Origin of the sequence: Sphingobacterium alkalisoli (genome assembly GCF_005049105.1) — a bacterium.
Lineage (GTDB): Bacteria > Bacteroidota > Bacteroidia > Sphingobacteriales > Sphingobacteriaceae > Sphingobacterium > Sphingobacterium alkalisoli.
In genome coordinates this window covers 120,690-140,689 of record NZ_SUKA01000010.1, presented here as the reverse complement: position 1 = coordinate 140,689, position 20,000 = coordinate 120,690, and the positions used below count along the sequence as shown (strand labels likewise).

At 41.5% G+C, this 20,000-nt stretch carries 14 protein-coding genes; all 14 read right to left on the bottom strand.

What is annotated here, in order from left to right; translation table 11 throughout:
- The 14 genes from FAZ19_RS22360 to FAZ19_RS22295 all read right to left on the bottom strand — a co-directional run bounded on the left by FAZ19_RS22360 (position 1) and on the right by FAZ19_RS22295 (position 19,989).
- On the bottom strand, positions 1 to 1,200 hold the full coding sequence (locus FAZ19_RS22360; RefSeq protein WP_136823000.1) for a glycosyltransferase family 4 protein: 1,200 nt from the start codon (positions 1,198 to 1,200) through the stop codon (positions 1 to 3).
- Entirely contained in the window at positions 1,175 to 2,272 is a 1,098-nt protein-coding gene (locus FAZ19_RS22355; protein WP_136822999.1) for a polysaccharide pyruvyl transferase family protein, read from the bottom strand. Before FAZ19_RS22355 ends, FAZ19_RS22360 begins: the two co-directional genes overlap by 26 nt.
- The gene (locus FAZ19_RS22350) at positions 2,263 to 3,789 is read right to left on the bottom strand and encodes an MATE family efflux transporter (protein ID WP_136822998.1); all 1,527 of its coding nucleotides are present in this window, start codon (positions 3,787 to 3,789) and stop codon (positions 2,263 to 2,265) included. Before FAZ19_RS22350 ends, FAZ19_RS22355 begins: the two co-directional genes overlap by 10 nt.
- Entirely contained in the window at positions 3,789 to 4,796 is a 1,008-nt protein-coding gene (locus FAZ19_RS22345; protein ID WP_136822997.1) for a nitroreductase family protein, read from the bottom strand. Before FAZ19_RS22345 ends, FAZ19_RS22350 begins: the two co-directional genes overlap by 1 nt.
- Positions 4,774 to 6,033 (bottom strand): O-antigen ligase family protein, encoded by a 1,260-nt coding sequence (locus tag FAZ19_RS22340; RefSeq protein ID WP_136822996.1) that lies wholly within the window; start codon positions 6,031 to 6,033, stop codon positions 4,774 to 4,776. The genes FAZ19_RS22345 and FAZ19_RS22340 overlap by 23 nt, the downstream gene beginning before the upstream one ends.
- On the bottom strand, positions 6,021 to 8,411 hold the full coding sequence (locus FAZ19_RS22335; protein WP_136822995.1) for a GumC family protein: 2,391 nt from the start codon (positions 8,409 to 8,411) through the stop codon (positions 6,021 to 6,023). Before FAZ19_RS22335 ends, FAZ19_RS22340 begins: the two co-directional genes overlap by 13 nt.
- 18 nt (positions 8,412 to 8,429) lie before the next feature.
- Positions 8,430 to 9,239 (bottom strand): polysaccharide biosynthesis/export family protein, encoded by an 810-nt coding sequence (locus FAZ19_RS22330; RefSeq protein WP_136822994.1) that lies wholly within the window; start codon positions 9,237 to 9,239, stop codon positions 8,430 to 8,432.
- Positions 9,240 to 9,276: 37 nt separating this feature from the next.
- Complete coding sequence (locus FAZ19_RS22325; protein ID WP_136822993.1) at positions 9,277 to 10,044, bottom strand: tyrosine-protein phosphatase; 768 nt, start codon at positions 10,042 to 10,044, stop codon at positions 9,277 to 9,279.
- 421 nt (positions 10,045 to 10,465) lie between these two features.
- A complete protein-coding gene (locus FAZ19_RS22320; RefSeq protein ID WP_136822992.1) occupies positions 10,466 to 12,091 on the bottom strand; it encodes a hypothetical protein in 1,626 nt (541 codons plus the stop codon).
- A 51-nt stretch (positions 12,092 to 12,142) separates the two neighbouring features.
- The gene (locus FAZ19_RS22315) at positions 12,143 to 12,919 is read right to left on the bottom strand and encodes a hypothetical protein (protein WP_136822991.1); all 777 of its coding nucleotides are present in this window, start codon (positions 12,917 to 12,919) and stop codon (positions 12,143 to 12,145) included.
- 24 nt (positions 12,920 to 12,943) lie between these two features.
- Positions 12,944 to 14,362, bottom strand: coding sequence for an exopolysaccharide biosynthesis polyprenyl glycosylphosphotransferase (locus tag FAZ19_RS22310; RefSeq protein ID WP_136822990.1), 1,419 nt, complete (start codon positions 14,360 to 14,362; stop codon positions 12,944 to 12,946).
- Positions 14,363 to 15,124: 762 nt separating this feature from the next.
- The gene (locus FAZ19_RS22305; RefSeq protein ID WP_136822989.1) at positions 15,125 to 16,834 is read right to left on the bottom strand and encodes a tetratricopeptide repeat protein; all 1,710 of its coding nucleotides are present in this window, start codon (positions 16,832 to 16,834) and stop codon (positions 15,125 to 15,127) included.
- A gap of 165 nt (positions 16,835 to 16,999) precedes the next feature.
- Positions 17,000 to 18,952 carry an OmpA family protein gene (locus FAZ19_RS22300; protein WP_169305750.1) on the bottom strand — a complete coding sequence of 651 codons (1,953 nt, stop codon included), beginning with the start codon at positions 18,950 to 18,952 and terminating at the stop codon, positions 17,000 to 17,002.
- A gap of 14 nt (positions 18,953 to 18,966) precedes the next feature.
- Positions 18,967 to 19,989 (bottom strand): PorP/SprF family type IX secretion system membrane protein, encoded by a 1,023-nt coding sequence (locus FAZ19_RS22295; RefSeq protein WP_136822987.1) that lies wholly within the window; start codon positions 19,987 to 19,989, stop codon positions 18,967 to 18,969.
- Positions 19,990 to 20,000: the final 11 nt, after the last annotated feature.

Below are 20,000 nucleotides of genomic sequence, written 5' to 3'. Positions count from 1 at the left end.
CTATTTTTTTAAAATTCTCCTATATAAACTTACCACTTGATCTGCATATCTCTTCGGGTGGTAGAGCTCTTTTACTACATAAAATGCACGATCTATCATTTCACTGTAATGGTTACTTCCATTTTCACTAACTTGGCAAAGTTGAAGCGCTAAATCTTCAACAGTTTTATACCTCAAACCTATTTCATATCCCAACTTACTAACACCATTATCTAATTGCTCCTTTGTGCCTCCTATATCTTTTCCTATTACTAGACAATGATTTAGCATAGCTTCCGCAGTTATTAAACCAAATGCTTCAAACCTCGAAGCAACGATTAAAGCGGTTGACTTTTTCATTTGAGAATAAACATCATTAATTTGACCCAAAAAAATTACTCGATCTACAATACCTAACAAGACAATTTCATCCATAAGAGTATCTTGAAAAGTAGGATTACAACTCCCCGCTATCCGTAAGGTGAAATCTTTATGTACTCTACTAAATATTGCGAATGCTCGTAAAACCTCTAAGATTCCCTTGTTTTCAGTTACATTACCTGCAAATAGGAAAAACCGCTCTTTTCTTACAATATCAGGCTTGTCCAATTTATCTGCGCCTTCAATTCCGTTATAGATAACGACGGAATTAGAACTCTGCATATCAAAATGTTTAAACACTCCTTTAGTTATCGCAATATTAAAATTTCGAATAGATTTGCTTTTTCTAATTAAATAAGGGAAAGACCAGATCGGTGTCATGGAAAAATCTAAATCCTGATATTCCCGAAAATGCCACAAATGCGGTATTTCACAAGATTTAGCTGAAAAGAAACCAACTTGAAAACAACTTGTATTGCTATGGATAAGATCGAATTTAAAAATATTTCTAAGCTTTACTATTTGTCTAATTGCTATTCTATTTTTATAGATGTTAGTAAAAAATCTTGGTAAATAAAACATTAAGTCTTTAATTCCCGCTACTTTTGGATAAATATCAAATTCAAAATCTATACATGAATATTGAATTTCATTACTCTTCAGAAAGGACTCAAATGACGGTGCAGCAGATCGTGTGTTAAAAACAACATAGGGAGTAAAATTATCATATTTAATTAACTCTGATAACAGAACGCGCAACGACTTTGAAGAACCGCCCTTAGCAAGAGAAACATATAAAACATTCATATCTTCACTAGTTTCCAAAAAGGATTGAACCATCTATAAAATTTTTTGATTTGAACACAAGCTCATCGATTCGATTGTTAACTAAACTATACTCTATCTCAACATCTTTGAAATCTGAATTCTCATCCAAATGCCTATCGTTAATCATTAGCAAATTTAAAAGACTCTTAACTCTAGAAGAATTTGCACCAAAACCACATGCTAAAAATTGTTTATTGAATAATATAGAAAAAGCAACACCGTGAAAAGATGATGTTACAACAAACTCCGCATTATTTACGAGTTTAAGAAAATCTACTGGACCTGTAGTTGTCTTCACCCCCATTATCCATCTGAATGGCTTTACATCGCCATGAATTTCTACAAAACGCCATGAATTTTCTTTACATAGTTGAATAGCCCGCTTTTTAGATTGCAAGTCATTTAATAAATTGTAAAATAATAAATACTTTCTCTTATTTCTTCTCTCGATTTCAGGAAAAAACTCAATCCATTGACGCCTGTGGAGTAAGAAAACAGGATCTAAAACCTGAAGTACATCTGACACCCCAAGATCTTTTAGCTTTTTTTCCAAGGTACTTTCTCTAACAGAAATACTATCTATATTTCTTACAAGATTTCTCAATTCACTATTAGCTTCCTCACTCACATTCTCTATTCCCATACTTGCAGCGTAACTCACCTTAATAGCACTTGTATCAAACGCTCCAAAATATTTGGAGTCAAAACCGAAATTATTGTGACGCCAAATTTGATCACTTCCAAAAAAAATAACGTCTAACTTCAAAGTATCTGACGATACTTGATCGAAGTTTATATGTTGAAAGTCTTTAATAAAATTTTGAAATTTCTTCCATTTTATAAACTTTTCAAAAAAAGTGACCCCGTCCTTTACAATATAAGCAGTTTTACTTTTAATGTCTTTAGCAGGATCTTTATAAATTTTAGTTGATACTAAGGAATACTGTCCTTCTCTATACGTTGGCCAATAATCTAAAACAGATACACTATGACCCTTCGATTCCAAATATTTATAAAGTCCAAATAACTGTAATACGGCTCCATAATTATGAGCTCTGTGAAATGTTAAAATGCCTATTTCCATGTTAGTTTTAATAAAACCTTCTTAAATAAATCTTTAATTAGTACTCTCTCTCTAGTATTTAATCCAAAAAAGGATATACTTAGACATATCATCATTGTTGAAACACATGTCGTGATCAATAGCTGCAAAATTTCATTAAAATCAGTAAGCAAAAAATCTATATAATTGACGAAAAAATAAGATATAAAAAAAACAATAACTGGAGGAACAATAACATCTTTTATATACTTGAATACATCAAGATTATATGTTCTTTTTGCAAAAAAAAGTCGTAAACCAGATGCTAATATTTCAACGCAAATGGCAACAATCAATATTGCGCTAGGCGGGAAATTTAGCATAAATACCAGATAACCAAAAGGAACCGACAACATAATTGTTGATCCAACCACTATCTGGTAGAATTTTATTTTTCCTACGGCCTGCATGGACATACTAATACCAACAGTCAATTGGATAATTAAATTTAATATGATTATCAATCTACAGAAGTTTATGGTTTCAGAACTATTAATATTCAACCAATATTTCAAGATAATTGGCATCTTAACAATTAAAGGAATCGAAAAAAAAGTCAACAAATAAAACGAGAACTTACTAGCTATAAAAGACAACTGAACCATCGTTTCACGGTCTCCTGATCCTTCAGCTTTAACTAATCTGGGCCTTACCGACATAATAATAGACTGCGAGAAGAACGAAAGCTGAGAATTTATTTGGTTTGCAATGGCATATGAAGCATTAACCAAAACACCGAAAAATAAATTAAGGACGACGGCCAGACCTTGGTTTCTAAAAATAGAACATACAGCTCCAAATGTATTCCAACCAACAAAAGAAACCATTTCCCTTGCATAAGCCAATCCAAAATCAGTAAATGAAACTTTACTTTCCAAATAGTTTCTTTTGCAATATAATGTGGAGACAGACCTAATTATCAAGGACGTCAATACTAAAAAAATGGAATAGAAAAGAAGGCGGTCAGATTCCAAAAAACCTAGCATAATAGCAGCCATTAGTTTCAGAAGTGATTCCACAACACCTAAAATAGTAATCAGAACAAAATTCTCTTTCGCAGTTAATAAACCCTCATATGGTATAGCATTAATTGTAATAAACGCATCTAACAAAACAATAAAAAAAACGTTTTGAGCTATAGTTTCTTTATCCGAAGGTATCGAAAGTTTCCCCATACCAAAAGACCCTACAGTTAACAAAAGTAGTACTACTATGATAGAGAAAACTAAATGGATTAAGACATTGGTACTAAATAAACTTTTCACATCAGATGAATCCTTGCCTAATGCATAAGAGATGAACCTTTGAGTAGATGAACTTAAAGAAGCTTTCAAAAAACTAAAGAGCGAAACAAAACCTGCGACCAAATTATAAACACCGTAATCTACAACTCCTAAATTTTGAAGCACCAGCTTAGTGGAATAAAAAGCTATTAAAATATTAAATAATGTTTTAAAATATAGTAAGAAGGTGTTTTTAGAAATTGAACTACTTGACATTATACATATTTTAAAACTTTACCCAATTCATATCTCAAAGATATTGGTTGAACGAATTTCTCTTTTGGATAACCACAAGAAATCATCAATACTATTCTTTCTGAATTAGGAATATTGCAAATTTTATGAACATCTCTTTCTGTTTTTGGTTTTACTGCCCAATTTAAAGGACAAGCCGCCAAGCCATAGTAATGTAGGGAATAAAGGATGTTCATAGAGAATAGTCCGCCATCTACCCACATTAAATTACGTTCACGAGGATCAGAATAACCGGAGATATCACACGTCACAATTACTAGCTTATTAGTGTGTTGACCAAAGCCTCTATTCCCAGTTTGGAATGCGAGAACATTTTTAATTTCCTCGCCTGAAACAACATATACTCTACCTGGTTGTCTATTGCAAGCAGAGGGATAATTCAGGGATAAACGTACGGCCGAATCAATAATATCATAGGGAACATCTTCGTTCGAATAGTTTCGATTAGAAATTCTCGTTCCTGAGAATTTCAAAAAATCTAAACTTGCGGTTTCGGAATAATGAAAGCTATTCAATTCATGCTGTTTGGTTGATTCCTTTACACTAAAATCATCAAATAACTTCAACAATCTCCCTTTCATCTCTAGATCAAACTCGTATCCATTGATAGTGTGAACAATATAATATTCATTCAAAATTTTAACAGCTTGAATGACTTGCATATCTTCAAACCCAAACCTAGCTCCATATTCATTACATTCATTGACTAGAGTTTTCAACACATTAAATCCAAAGGGAATCTTCCGTTGTGGCATAGAAATTCCTTTTTCCAGTGAATGGTAGCGCATTATAATATCTGCCTTCAATTTAATTTCACTATCATTGATATAAAAGCTATTCGATTGTCGAATATAAGTCTTTGAATCAAAAATTATATATGGCAATAACTTTCTCCAATAAACTAGAGAATAAAAACGCCGGGGTATAAAGAGTTTAATTAGATTTTTAATTGATTTCCGTTTTTTCATATTCTTTATAAAACACACTTAATATTGCAATTAAAATAATTAGTAGAGGAAAAGTTGAGGCATCTAAAACCACAATATTGGCTAAAAAAACCAAAAGGATAACCAAAACATTGTAGTGAAAAATTGAACCTTTATGCTTGTAATATTTCCATGAAATAATCAACATCTTAAAAATAAAGACCAAAAATAACACAAGACCTACGAGACCAAGTTCTGTAAGTGTCCCCAAATAAGTATTCATCGGAGATGTATCTACCTCAGATTTATAGAATGATTGCGTAGCAAAAAGGTCGACTGAACTCCTTTTGAAACTACCAATACTACCTAGGCCAACGATTGGATTTCTTAGATATGTCTCTAAAAGCACTATTAAAACATAACCCCTATATCTAATACTATCATCTGCATCATTACTATCAAAAACGAAACTCTCCAAGTTTGACAAATTGATAAAAAGAGCCGCGTGGTATGCAATCAGACCTATTACCAAAAGTGGCAAACAATATTTCATGAGCATCTGGTACCCTAGATACTTTCGTCCTATTAAAAGAAACAACGTTACTACCATCAAAAAAAGTCCAGTTCTAGAAAAAGTTATAAAAATGCTTATCAATATAGAGGCAAACATCCATTTATAAATAGAACGATCATCTTTTATCATCAAGTAATAAACTAAGGGAATGGAGAAAATAAGTGTGAGAGATAAATGATTAGAACTGGCAATAGTCGAACCAATTACCAAAAGCCCTAACTCATTGTATCGTTCTCCATTCTGCCAATCACTAGCAAAAAATGTACTTCCAATTAGCATTTCCACAACTGCAACTATCGAAACAAACGTCACTGACAAAACCACATACCGAATAATTGTTCTCGGCTTACCGAGCATAGCCATCAAAATAATTAGTGAAAAAAATCGGACTAGTAAAAAGAAAGGTGCTAAATTCAATCCGTCGGAACCTGGGTTTAAATACGAATTTAATAAAGCATAGGACAAAAAAGCAATAAAAAAAAATTGCAGCTTATTAATCTTTACATGTTTAAAACCCGAAGTCAACAAAAAACAAAATGCGAAAGCTAGTAGACTTACAACATTAATTAATTGAAGAGAAAGAAAATTAACTTCTCCAAACTTAACATTGATAGAAAGAAAAATAAGCGCGATTAATAGAGTTTTAATAATACTGTAAACATCTCTAGAAAAATTCAACTTATTGGCATCTATCATTTCTTCCATTTAAATAATCTCAAAAACCATTTACTTCTTGGCCTTTCATTAATTCCATAGCCGTATCCATAGCCATAACCATAGCCATAACCATAGCCATAATTTGAATAATAGCCACTACCTACTGGTACATCATTAATGATCAATTGAATAGGCTTTATTTTATTTTTCGCAACGAGCTCATTCGGTATACTTAGTTGTTCTTTAAAAGTATAGCCTTGCCGCACTAAGTAAACACTTAGGTTAGTGTAACGAGCTAACAGTTGAGCATCAGTTACTACACCAACTGGGGGAGCGTCCATTAAAATAAAATCATAATTGTTCTTTACTTCATTCATCAACTGCTGCATACGTGGATGCAGCAATAATTCAGAGGGATTCGGAGGAATAGCTCCTGCCTGAATTAAATCTAAATTCTCATGTGCACCAGACGGCATAATAATCTCTGACAATCTCATCTCAGGACGAACAATATAGTGAGAAAAACCCTTTCCTGCGGCTAAACCAAGTTTCGACGTAATAGAGGGCTTCCTTAAATCCAGTTCCATTAATAATACTTTCTTATCTAGAAGAGCCAATGATATAGCCAAATTTAATGCAACGTACGACTTACCTTCTCCCGACATGGAAGAGGTGAACAAAATTGTATTCCCACCATTTAATGCAAATTCTAAATTTGTTCTCATAGCCCGAAACTGCTCAGCGATTGGAGAACGAGATGTTTTCGTAACGACAATTTGTTCATCATTTTCTGAATGAGAAATTGCACCTAAAACAGGCAATTTGGTAACACCTTTTACGTCATCTAAATTCTGAACTCGCACATTGAGAATACCTTTAATATACATAAAAATCAACGGTATGAAAAGCGCAACTCCTAAAGCCAGCAAATAAATCATTTTCTTTTTTGGAGCAAAAGGTAGTTCGTCTGTTTTAGGTGAATCAATAATCTTTGAGTTAGAAACATTTGCAGTTCGGCCAATGGCGGTTTCCTCCCATTTCTCCTGCAAGAATATATACTGTGCTTGTTTAATTTGCTGCAGTCGAGCTAGATCAATATACCCACGCTCAATGGTCGGAACCTGTTGGATCTGTGACGTAATTCGATCTGCAAGTTGTGTTTGACTTTGTTTATTAAGTTCGAGAGACCTACGGGTCGTAGCTACGTTGTTTATCATATCAGATCTTAATCCTGCAATTTGTGCTGTGACGTTTTGCACCAACGGATTGTCCTCTGTATTGGCCATTAACAAACGTTCACGTTGCAAAACCAACTCATTGTATCGTGAAATCAATGCATTAAAAGCAACGTCTTGTGGAATCACCGAAGAAGGGACAACACGCGGGTTATCGCTATTCTTTAAATAAGTAGACATTGCATCCAACATCGCTAACTGCGTCTCCACCTCTGCTAAAACCTTTGTATAATCTGCTGAGCTTTCTAACAATATTCGACTTTGTTGAGAAATGTCCGATAACTGCGTACTCTTCTTATAGCCAGATATCCTATCCTCAACACTCGCTAGTTCCTCAGTGATACTACGAAGCCTAGTATTAATAAAGGATAAAGTAGAATCCGCAATTACATTTTTATCATGTAGATTCCGTTCTACATATTTTTGGATCAGAGTTCGTAAAAACTGTTCACCTTGTTTAGGTAACTGGCTTTCAAAGGTCAAATCAATCGTAGAAACCAATTTATTGGTTACCTCTACAGACAATGCATCCATGAGATCACCTATCACTTTACGTACCGGCGTTAGACCAAAACTATATGTGTCATGGACATCATAAGAATCTAGCGTAGGAGTTAACATTAATGTTCCAACATCTTTAATTCTGAAAGCTTTATTAACAGGAACTACAAAAGATGTATCCGCATTAGAAAGCTCAATAGTCTGTTCCTTCCCCACGTTAAACTTAAGGTTAATGCCCATCAATATTGAATCAGGACTTGATAGCAATTTGACGGTGAAGGGACTCCGCAAAATAGGGATTCTATGCACTTTACCAACATTAAAATAAGATATGTACGCCTGCTCAGCCAATACCATTTCCCGCATTAGATCTCCAGTTCGCAATATTTCCACCTCATTGTCAACCGAATTTTTAGTCCCCATCAATCCTGATAAATCGCCCAAAGCAGAAGAGGACATCATTCCTCCTCCCTTTTTGTCGTCTGAAACTAAAAGTTTAGCATGTACTTTGTATGTTGGTACAGTGTACCGTAAATATCCAAATGCTATAATTAGTCCTGCAATACTACATAACAAAAACCAATACCAGTTACTTAAAATACGTCCAATAAAGCGAATCAGCTCTTTATTATCGGATCTATGCTCGTCGAATTCAAATTCGTCTTCCCAGTCTGAATTTTTTCTATTCATAATAAATACAACAAAAAATTAAAGCCTTACTGCCAGAGTAACTAATAATGAAATAAGGGATGATGCGATAGCGATGAGTTGTGTTCGCTGCGCATTAGTCTGTGCTACTTTTGATCTACCTGGCTCCACATAAATAACATCTCCCTGTTTCAGGTAAAAATACGGGGATTGTAATAGCTTTGAATCATTCAAATTCAGACGCACCAATTCGTTTGCACCTTGTTCTTCACGCACCAATAGGATATTTTCTCGTCGACCGTGGATAGTCAAATCGCCAGCCAATCCCAAAGCATCAAAAATCGTCACTTTCTCATTGGGAACCGTATACGTAGCGGGACGGTTGACCTCCCCTAGCACAGTAATTTTATAGTTAGCAAAACGCACCTGTACTGTCGGATTATTATAATACTTTAGCGCTTGAACTTCTATCTCCCTACGAGCTTCAAAAGTCGTCAAGCCTCCTAACTTCACCTTACCTAACAAATTAAGTTGTACAAAACCTTCTTTGTCAATAACGAAACCTGAAATCATCTGGTTTCCTGTATTAGACGATGAGGACGCACCAATGGCCTGGATCGCCATAGTCTGATTAACTATCTGAGTACTTTGGGGATCGATTGTTGTAACCTGTATGCTCAGGATGTCATCTGGCTGAATACGAGGTTCCTCAAATTTAGCTGCTATACGGCTTGCGACCAACGTATCGGGGGAGAGGTCGTTAAAATAGACCGTTTTCTTTGTTACTGCGCAACTGTTCATTAACGCTAGTAGTAAACAAAATGGCAATACCAACTGCCAATAGTGTTTTATCGTGTTAATTTTTTTCATGTTAAACTTGTTCATTGCTGTAGGGGCGGATTGTTTATTATTTGTGATTCATGACTCGTGATCTGTCGTTTGTGCCAAATAGGCTTTGATTTTGTATGTTGCATTTTTTAAAGTGAATCGAAATATCTTCCTTCTTGAGGCCATGCTGTATGGCTTTGACGTGGCGCTCGTGATGCACATCGGTGCCGACCAGATCAACCCAGCCATATTCCATCAACTGCCGTGCGATCCGCTTCTCAGAAACACCATAATACCCGTATACCGATAATAGATTGACCTGTAGCAGGCAACCGATATCGCGCAGGTACTTGATGCGCTCGGGATAACGATGATAAAAGACATAGCGCTCGGGATGGGCTAGAATCGGCTTGTATCCTGCCACTTGAAGCTCAAATACGGTCTTCTCGATCTGCTTGCTCTCCTCGATGTACGACATCTCGATCAGAATATGCTTGCCCGGCAAGGTCAGCAATTCTACGGAGGTATCGGCCAGCAATTGGTCAAAGCTCGAATCGATCATATACTCGGCCGCGTAGCCTATCTTAGCAATAGGATTTACTGCGGATCGCAGTTGTTCGAATGCGGGCGCAATGCTCGCTGGGCTATTGGGATACAATTCCCGGAAGATATGTGGGGTAAAATAAAATTGGGACAAACCCATTTCCTCGAGCCGCTCCAATAAAAGTAAACTCTCCGGTAATTCTCGACAACCATCATCTAATCCAGGAAGAATGTGGGAATGCATATCCACCTGCATCCAGCTGAGATCGGTATATTGACGTTTTCGGTTAAAGATGGAGAGCATGCTTTTTTTGTTGCTGATGTGTGTATTTGTAAATTTTAGGTAATTTGCAGTTGTATTGAAATATCCGGCCGAAGCCGGTCGGCCGGAATATTCCCCTACAACAACAAGCCTACACTTGTTGACTCTTTAGATTGCTTCGTCGTTCCTTCTCGCAATGACGAGAGAAAAACTATTTTCTCGCGATGACGGGAAGGGTTGCTTCCTCGCAATGACGGAGCTTTCTTTGTTAATTCATATTAAGATCGCTTCTTCTTAAGATCGCTTCGTCGTTCCTCCTCGCGATGACGGGAAGCGTTGCTTTCTCGCGATGACGAGAGAAAAACTATCTCAATTTGGAAGCCCTATATCCGTCGCAGCACTGAAAAACTACAGATCTTTACTAAACACTGCGCGGAATAGGGTTCCTATCTACTACTTACTACTAGTTGTTATAAAACTTGTTACACTCCTCAGTCAGGATAGCGAGGTTGGTTGCCCCTGCTTTCTCACCTCGGATTTCGCCGGCACTAGGATTATCTCCTACCGTAGCGGTATTATCTTCCTGAACGGTCTTGCTATTCACGTCTTTGATACGGGCATTATAGATCGCTCTGAAGTCATATTGTGTACCGTCAGATTTTAACAGCGTTGTCTGCAAAAATCCGTTATTAACCTCACCAAGCAACTCGTAGCTAGACTGGCCTGATACGCGGTAGTACAACATAAAGTTAGGCAACAACGTTATCGGCTCGGTCTTATCGGGGCAGCGTACATACAACTGCAACGTTACCTTAGGCTCTGGATCGGGATCCGGATCAGCGAGTGCAAAGTTAGTCACACTGCCACAGGCAGCCAAAGATCCCTCGGCTATGATACTGTCGTCTACGGTACTACGGACGGTAATCTGTACGTTATTAGCTGGTAAATAATCTAACGAGATAAGCTTACTGTCTTCGCTTATGGAAAATAATCGCTCGGAAACCAGATTTCCGAAATGGAAGGCCTGTACCTTCACGGGATAGGTAAACCCATCTTCGATCCAATCTGCATCGAAGCTTACCTCGGCAATGGTACCACAAGACTCGATGTATTCGGCAGAGCTAAAGGTAGTCAAGTGATCGGTGGTAAACGCTACATGATAGCCCTGTTGCACGCCCCCGCCGATAGTGGCCGCAGTTTCGTATTTCCAGAAACCGTCTGAAGGGGTATAGCTATAAGTAGGTAATGTAGCACCGACATTAATCGTAGAGCCCGCTCTTGGTGTAAAATCTGGATCTATTCCGATTTTTAATGCGATCGGTGTACTGAATCCATGTACTGTAGTACCATCTACCGTCATAGTGATATTGGCCGTAGCTGCCGGATTAAAAACCCCATTAGACGCCTGGCCACCTTGACCTACTACACCGGTAGCCTGTAAGCTGGAACCGGGGAACAGCGCCAACGCACCGTCTTCCGTAGGATCGTATGCCAATACATTTATGGATAATACCGAACCCGTAATAGGATTGCCGCTGGCATCCAAAAACCGTACGCCTTGAGGAATAGTCAGCTCTGTAGCGCTTTCTGGTATGCTCACGGATACCGCCGCAGGCAACGTGCCATCATTGGCCAGCGTAGCACTTTCGACCATAATGCTTGCACCTTCGGGTAAGCTGGTCGGCCTTACCATACGGATTTGGTAAATCCCGTTATTGTTATTCGTAATATTAACCGATACGGTCTGCGTGTAATATCCCTCGGCAGAAAGCTCTACTTGAAAGGATACCGGTGCTGCTGTCGTAGGGGTACGCTTCGGATCCAATCCGAATGTAACTGTATTGCCTATAAGACGGAAATCTTTCTTTCCGGCACTGTTGTAAATATCGGCAATATCACCGGACAGCAATTTGACATTGGCATCGTTGATGGCTTCGCCATCGGTATCCAATATCTCCAGTGTAGTTCTATCGCGGATAACATTGTCACTGACGATCAGCTCAAAGTTCTCCAGCGGATTCTGGCACGAACCTACAGCAATGGCCATGCTGCAAGCTAGTATATAGGGGGCCCATTTCTTGATATTCATGATTCTATTCTATTTTTTTGTTAAAAAACGACAATTCTTAGGTGATCAAACTCAACGTAAGCGGTAAGACACCCCAAACTCGATGCGTGGCAAATACCGATAATTACGGATATTCTGCTCTATGGCATTCCTGTTGTTGTTATGCGCACTCTCTTCCAATAGCCCGGTAGCCGACATGGATACGCTTGGTTCAGAAAGGTAATAACAGCCGAAGTCTAGACTCAGGGAGAAACGGCTATCAAGCACGATATTACTCCAGCCTATACCCGCATAGGGATTGACTGTCTTTTTCCATTCTACATCGGTAAAGATCTCACCCACATCTTCAGGATCGACAGCGATGTCACCGTACTGATAAGGATCCGCCAGACGCGTCGCCAGCTCACCTTCTAATTTAAAGAAATAAGCGCCACCTAGCTGCACGTTGAAACTGCGAAAGAAGTTTCTACTCCCCACAAAGGGTGCCCAGCCAAACGTCAGGGACGCATTGTGCGCCTGTGCCTCAATCCGAGATCGGGTAGCGCGGCCGCTGTAGGTTCCTTGGATGTCGGTATGGAACGGCATAAAACTCGCTCCGAGACGAAAACCAAATTTAGTTCCCAAAGGTTGATAATAATGTGCACCTACGCCATTGATACCCGCGTGGACGCCAAGTCCTGCACGAAAAGGGTAACCGTAATCATAATCTGATTCGGGGATAGTGTCCCGATCTCCATCTGCCGCTGCTGCATTGCCGATGGAAATCCCCAACACAGCAAAAAGCACGAACAACAATCTAATTGCTACGCCGCTTGTTTTCATTGGTTTGTTCATGTATAATTTGTTCATATAGTTAAGTAGTTTTGTGTTCAGTTAATAAACGTCTTTTTCTCTTCCCGCAATGTTAATAGCTGTCATGCAGACAATTTTGAAATCGAGCATTGCAGACCAGTTTTGCATGTAGTCGATATCGTGCTCTACGCGGCGTGCCATCAACTCCGGATCTTTGGTTTCCCCTCGGTAGCCATTTACCTGTGCCCAACCGGTGATACCGGGTTTCACAAATTGGCGTACCATATAGTGCTGGATCAGCTGGCTGTAGTGCTCGGTATGCGACAACATGTGTGGACGCGGCCCGACAACCGACATTTGACCCAGGAATACGTTGATAAACTGTGGAAACTCATCGAGGCTGCTCTTGCGTAAGAACTTACCGATTGGTGTAACCCTCTTATCGTCTTTGGTGGCCTGCTTGGCATTGGAATCTTTGTTGACCACCATGCTGCGAAACTTGTAGCAGTAAAAGGGTTTGTTGTTACGACCCGAGCGCAATTGCTTAAAGAAGATCGGCCCCGGACTCTGCAACTTGATCAACAATCCGATCAAGGGTACCATCCAGCTAAGGAGAAAAACAATGACCAGACCGGAGATAAGCATATCGATAAGGCGCTTCTTAACCCGGTTTTCCATATTGGACATCCGCTCGCCATGCGACTGGATAACCGGCAGCTCCATACTGACCGAAGGCATCGCCGTACCCGAATAACTGATATTGGCCGTCATGGCCGGTACAAAATTAAGCTGTACACATTGGTGATCGGCCGCCTGTACCAGCTCATGGCTGTAGCTGTACATATCGGGCGAGGTCACGATAAACACATCGTGGATCCCTGCGGTAGATACCTGCTGAAAATATTTTTTGAAGCGGGCTAGGTTTTCTTCCTTCGTAGCCAGCATCTCTTCGTCTTTATATTGAATGGTATTGACATGGTAAAACGGACGGTGACGCTCGAAATAACTCGCAACAGGTGCCAGATACGCGCCATTACCGATAATTGCGATCTGCTTGTACCAATTGAACCGCTTTGGAAATACGGTATACACATAGGTCATAAACATACGGGAGACAATGTAATACAACACCATGATCGTGGCCAGGCTCACTAAGAAGAGCAGCACACCCTTAATGCGTTGATCGAGCTCCATGGAGATCGAAAAAATAAGGATATGGGCCACACCGCCTTTCCAGGTGGTACGAAACATATTCTCCAGTCGCTCGATACTCTCATCGCTGTACATTCTGAACATCATCGCTGCAACAACACCGGTCATATTAAACATGAGCCAGATCGCCTGCTGATTGGATTGTAGTACACCTTGAGGATCTAATACGGGATAATAGGCGGCCAAACCTACGGCAAAAAAGAACAGTAGGTTTAAAAATGCGATATCCATGGATATCAGCAGCATTTTTAAACAAATGGCCATACGAGATTGAACGTACTTATGCATAATGCAAAAATTTAATATTATATAACAAATATTCTATCGCGGAACCACAACGGGCGGTAACGCATAATTTTTACATTCTACCAAGTGAGAAAAAAGTTAGAGAGCTTTGGCGGTGTAGGGCCACCTTGTCAACCTTTCTTATTTTCTTTAATATTCCGGCTAATAATCCTGATAAAAAATGTCTTTCACAATACTATGGTACAAATATAATTAATATTTGTAAACAAATTATAAATTCTTTATAAAAAAACCATTAAAACTCTCATTTTTATTTAAAAATTTCACTTTAAAACCTAAATAGTGATTAAAATCACAATTTTTATTAACAATATGATAATATAAACCAACAAAAATTACCGAAAACAATCATTTTGTCAAAAATTCACGCAATAAACCAACATTACTACCGTACAAATACGCTTTTTTCCAAAAAAAAGAGGAAAAACAATACATATTTTTCTAAAAATCTATAAATGGTAGCTTTTTTCTGAGAATACCCCGCTTTGCTGGGTACCAAGAATCTTCATCGAATTTTCATGGCTACTCCTGTTACAGGCATCATGAAAATTGAAAGGTTAAGTCAGTACATATTACTGCTTAGGATAATAACGATACGCATTGATTTCACTAATTTTTGTTTTTCACATTTTGCTACAACGTGTAGCGTTTCGACTACAAACATGCTCATAATGCATCGATTTAGCCTCATTTAACGGGGGGACAAAAGGAGGACAATGCACTAAACAACTGAATACATGAACATTACAAAGATACACTAATATAGATATCTACATCCAGTTTTTTCTTCAAGCGTTGCTTGGCCTTCTTCACCCCATCGACCGATATACCTAATATTTCGCTGATGCTCCGATTGCTCAGCTCAAGCTTCTGCAAGGCAATAATCCGCAAGTCGCCTTCCGTGAGCTGCGGATGAACTTTTTTGAGCCTACTCAAGAAACCATCATATACCCGATCGAACACGGCTTTGAATTTAAGCCAGCGCGCATCGGTCATCAGATGTGAATCGAGCAGATTTTCCAACGATTCCCGGGAATCTACCTGATCGCCTTTTCGGTTTTCATCTTTTAATTTCTGTATCAGCAGGTCATTAATCTTGAGCGTATCGGTAAATTCTTCTAATGCGGTGCGCAGCACGACCATCTCCTCGCCCATCTGTTGCTTTTCCATGCTCTCCTCCACCCGCCGCTTCTCGACGAGAATGGCCTGCGTTTTCATCTGCAGGCGATAACGTGCGACCAACAAACCGCCGATAACCGTAAGTAAAAACAGGATGAAGAGACCGATCTGTAGATAAATTCGCCCCTGTTTTTCTTCTGCCACGATAGCAGCTAGCGCATTTTGATCACGCTCACCCTTCCAGCGCCAATAGCTGCGCTGCACCTGCTCCACATCTTCGCGTTGGGCAAGTGCCTCCTGCAACCGTACCGTACGATTGAGCTGTGCCAAGGCTGTCGCATCATCGCCCGCATGCTGGGCAAGATCGGCTAGCAACTTGGAAACCTTTAGCTTATACAGCAAAAAGTAGGGCTTGTCTTCCAGGAACGGAATAGCCTGCTCTACGGTGGCCTTAGCCTGCGCATACTGGTTTTCCTGGATATAAATCTCGGACAAATGGATCAGCGAGCGCATGGCATCTAGGTTGTCTTTATAATGCAGGGAGTAGGCAATATTCTGTTTCAGATCGGCAATCGCTTCCTCGACTTCACCGTTCTCATATTTTATATCGGCCAAATTGCCCAATACAATACCCATCCATAACGTATCCTTTGCCTGGCGCGCCGCTTCTAAAGCTTCTAAAAAATAGTCGGCCGCCCGATCGACTTGCTTGTCGCGCTTGAGGTAAACCGCCATGGCATTGTACATATTGATCTGCTGCCGGCTTAAAGGGACGGCAAATGGTAATCCACGCTCCAGACTTGCAATCGCCTTCTTGTGGTCGCCGATGTAACTGAAAAATTGGGCCACAAAATCCAGGTGTTGTGCCGCCTGTGGAACGTCCTCCAACGCTACCTCCTCTAAAAGGACCGACGCCTGCAGAAAATAAGGAATGGCTTCGGAAATCTTTCGGTAGGTAAATAGGTAGTATCCGTTGCGAATGTTATTGACCAACGATAATGCGGGGCTACCGATATCGCGTGCAAGTAGCCTTGCCTTTGCAAAATAAGCATCACTACGATCGTTTACCCCATCGTAGGCAATGGAGTACCCATCTGCCAACCGAAGGTAATAGGCCCACAGTAGCAAATCATTTCCATCTGCTGCTGCCTGCTGGGATAATGCCCCGACATGCTGCTCGAGCGCAGCGGTATCCTTCCCGTAATCGACCCGGGTGGAAAGCACTTCAGTTAACGGTTGTATATCCGCGTCCTTATCTAACGGCTCGTCTGAACAACTCCAGCATATGCAGCAGATAAATGCTTGAATTAAAAACGCAAAGGTTATTTTTTTCATAAGGTTAACGCGGCACGAATATACGGCATGTTGTTAAAAATTAATGACATAAACCTCAAATACCCGTTGACATATGTCAACGTTTTGAAGGCAATAGCTACAAAAATAAAAGGCACACGGCGTTTAAAAAATACCTCAAATAGGGTATTTTTTAAACGCGAAGACTTAATAGCGCAGCACCTCAATCTCCGTACGACGATTGGCCTGATGCTCCACTTCATTGCAGGATAACCCATCGCTACAGCGATTGACCAAACGGGACTCGCCGTAGCCCTTGGCCACCATACGTTCCCGGGCGATGCCACTGCGCACCAGGTAGTCGACCGCAGCCTGCGCCCGACGCTGCGACAAACGCATATTATAGGCATCGCTGCCCCTGCTATCGGTATGGCTCGACAATTCGATGGCCAAACTCGGATTGCTCCGCAGGGTGGACACCAGCTGATCGAGCACCAATGCGGCATCGGGCCGGATATGATGCTTATCAAAATCATAAAAAATATCATCAAGTACAAAGCGCTCGCCTACCGTAGATATGGGCTGCAGATCTAACCGCAGGTACACCGTGGTATCCCGCAAAGCCCGCACGGCAGGCTGGCTGACCCGATCAAGGTGATAACCCTTCTGCTCGCCCTGGATATCATAAGGTGTATTCTTCTCGAGACTAAACCGTATACGCCCCTGCGGATCGGTAAAAGCCTTGGCAACGGTCTGTGCCTGCTTATCCAGCAGGGTAACGGCAGCTCCGGACAAGTGTTCGCCCGTCTTCTTATCCCGCGCTTCGACTTCCAATGTAATCTGGATCTTGGGTTTGCTGTACGCGAAATGGTATACATCATCGGATCCCATGCCGCCGATGCGGTTAGAAGCGAGGTAACCCTGGTTACCGTCCTCGTTGAATTCTTCGAGCACAAAGGCAAAATCATCTGCCGAGGAATTAAGCGGAAATCCGAGGTTGACGGGCGCACTAAACTGCACACCGCTGCCTACGACACGAAAGACATCGAGACCACCCATCCCGACATGCCCATCACTGGAGAAAAAGAGGGTATCGGTACCGTAGGTACTGGGAAATAGCTCGTTGCCACTGCTATTGATCTGCTCGCCGGCATTACGGGGTACCCCCCAGCTGCCGTCGTCTTGCTTTTGACAATACCAGATATCGGCTCCCCCTTTTCCGCCGGGCATATCGGAGGAAAAATACAGAATATTCCCGTCGGGACTAAAAGCAGCATGACCGACCGAATATTGATCGACCTTATTATACGGAAAATCGGACGCGACCCAATCGAGCCCCTCTTTCTTGTAAATCTTGATTTCGAGATTGCGTGTACTCCACTTCACCCCATCGCCCTTGCTCTTGGCCGACAATCTCCCTCCGGCAGTACGGGTTATGTACATGGCCTGATCGGAGGGGCGAACCGCAACCGGACCGACATGGTAATCAAAGCGGTTGAAACTTCCCGTCATCAACTGCGGGTCGCGCCAGCCCTGATCGCCATCTTGCTGCACCTCGAATAGCCGCAGGTAGGGCTTACCGGTCATACCGGCCACATCAGACTGGGAGTGATCGGCCTCTGTGGCATAGATCGCTGCACCGGCCTGCGGCCGAAATCCAAAATCGGAAGATGCACTATTAATGGCCTTAAGGTTGGTGAGCTGATGCCCGGTGGGGTGCTGCATCCATACCATAGCGGAGTCTACGCCTTCGATCGCCTTTACGATAGACGGATCCGAGGTCCTACTTTGTAATAATTGGGTATAGTGGTCTTTGGCTTCGTCGTACCGGCCATTGAGCTGCAGTACCGTCGCATATTCTTCTAGGGAAACAGGACTCACATCGGCTTGCTGCACCACCCGGGTATACCAATTGAGTGCCCGGTCGTAGCGGTTGATCTGCAGGTGGCTCTTGGCCAGCAACTCCATATCCTCCGTACGCGGCCGCTTGCGGTCCACCAGTGGCTCCAGCACTTCGGCGGCACGCGCATATTCCATCTGCTCGTACAAGATCGCTGCCCCCTGTTGCCGGTTAGGGAGTTCCTGCGCACAAATACCGGATATGCAAAAAAGCAATCCTGCTGTTACAGTCGTTTTATAATAGGTAAGTTGGTTCTTCATAAACACGTTCATTCTTAAAAATAACGGGGGTTACGGATTCGGTCGAGGTTGCGTCCAAAGGTAAGCCCCAGCGTAATTTCATGTGTACCTTGCTGCAGACTGCTCATCTTGCCGAGCATATGATCGTAGGAATAGCCGATGCGCAGATTGGGACTCACATGGAACTGCGCAATGCCCATCACGGCATTCAGCCCACTCAGCTTATCGGCCGTCATATCCTGGTAGTTGCGCCGCAGGATTTTGGCGCGTGTGCGGTAGCCTCCGCCGATCCATAGCTTATCGTTAAAAACCAGCATCGCATTGATATCGACCGCCGTGGGCCCTACGAAGTCATCTTTGACCAGAATACTGGGCCGCAGCTTCAGGCCGGGCTCCAACTGGAATAGGATCCCTGCCATATAATAGGCATGTACCCGCCGGTAGAGGCTCTGGAGGGTATTCTGATTAAACTGTAGCAGCTCGGCATCGGCTTCGCTGCCGCCAAAGAGATCTTGCACAGAAATACCGGCATACCATCTCTGAGTGGTATATAGCACGCCCAAGCGGATATCGGGATGCCAGGAGGATTGCATGCCCTGGGGGATGGCAACGTCGCCCTCGTCGTAATAGCGGAGCTTATCGCCATCGAGGCTATACTGGGTTACTCCACCGGCAATACCCAAGCTGAGGCGGTGCCGATCGGCACGATCAAGCTGCAACCGGAGGGCATAATTGGCATAAAGGCTGCTGGCAGCCTGTGCACCCAAGGCATCGACCGTGATCTGCGCACCTACACCATGCCGCCGGTCGTGCTCGTCGATCACCCCATCCAGCGAGAGCAAGCCCGTTTTGATACCGCCATCGACACCCAACCATTGACTCCGCAGCGCCATCTGCCCAAACCACTCTTCCTTATAGCCTGCATACGCGGGATTGACACTCATGGAATTAAAGATATACTGTGTAAACTGGATATTCTGCTGCGCAAACAATTGCTGTATGCAGGCAATTATAATCAGTATAAGTAGATAAATCGCTTTTAATCTATAGCTTATCATTCGTGTTTCCT

What these genes read in the sequence shown, in the direction of transcription:
- FAZ19_RS22295 (WP_136822987.1), bottom strand. Translation starts at nt 19,989, where the DNA reads ATGATAAGCTATAGATTAAAAGCGATTTATCTACTTATACTGATTATA.
- FAZ19_RS22355 (WP_136822999.1), bottom strand. Translation starts at nt 2,272, where the DNA reads ATGGAAATAGGCATTTTAACATTTCACAGAGCTCATAATTATGGAGCC.
- FAZ19_RS22300 (WP_169305750.1), bottom strand. Translation starts at nt 18,952, where the DNA reads ATGAAGAACCAACTTACCTATTATAAAACGACTGTAACAGCAGGATTG.
- FAZ19_RS22325 (WP_136822993.1), bottom strand. Translation starts at nt 10,044, where the DNA reads ATGCTCTCCATCTTTAACCGAAAACGTCAATATACCGATCTCAGCTGG.
- FAZ19_RS22345 (WP_136822997.1), bottom strand. Translation starts at nt 4,796, where the DNA reads ATGAAAAAACGGAAATCAATTAAAAATCTAATTAAACTCTTTATACCC.
- FAZ19_RS22310 (WP_136822990.1), bottom strand. Translation starts at nt 14,362, where the DNA reads ATGCATAAGTACGTTCAATCTCGTATGGCCATTTGTTTAAAAATGCTG.
- FAZ19_RS22320 (WP_136822992.1), bottom strand. Translation starts at nt 12,091, where the DNA reads ATGAATATCAAGAAATGGGCCCCCTATATACTAGCTTGCAGCATGGCC.
- FAZ19_RS22335 (WP_136822995.1), bottom strand. Translation starts at nt 8,411, where the DNA reads ATGAATAGAAAAAATTCAGACTGGGAAGACGAATTTGAATTCGACGAG.
- FAZ19_RS22315 (WP_136822991.1), bottom strand. Translation starts at nt 12,919, where the DNA reads ATGAACAAATTATACATGAACAAACCAATGAAAACAAGCGGCGTAGCA.
- FAZ19_RS22340 (WP_136822996.1), bottom strand. Translation starts at nt 6,033, where the DNA reads ATGGAAGAAATGATAGATGCCAATAAGTTGAATTTTTCTAGAGATGTT.
- FAZ19_RS22305 (WP_136822989.1), bottom strand. Translation starts at nt 16,834, where the DNA reads ATGAAAAAAATAACCTTTGCGTTTTTAATTCAAGCATTTATCTGCTGC.
- FAZ19_RS22360 (WP_136823000.1), bottom strand. Translation starts at nt 1,200, where the DNA reads ATGGTTCAATCCTTTTTGGAAACTAGTGAAGATATGAATGTTTTATAT.
- FAZ19_RS22350 (WP_136822998.1), bottom strand. Translation starts at nt 3,789, where the DNA reads ATGTCAAGTAGTTCAATTTCTAAAAACACCTTCTTACTATATTTTAAA.
- FAZ19_RS22330 (WP_136822994.1), bottom strand. Translation starts at nt 9,239, where the DNA reads ATGAAAAAAATTAACACGATAAAACACTATTGGCAGTTGGTATTGCCA.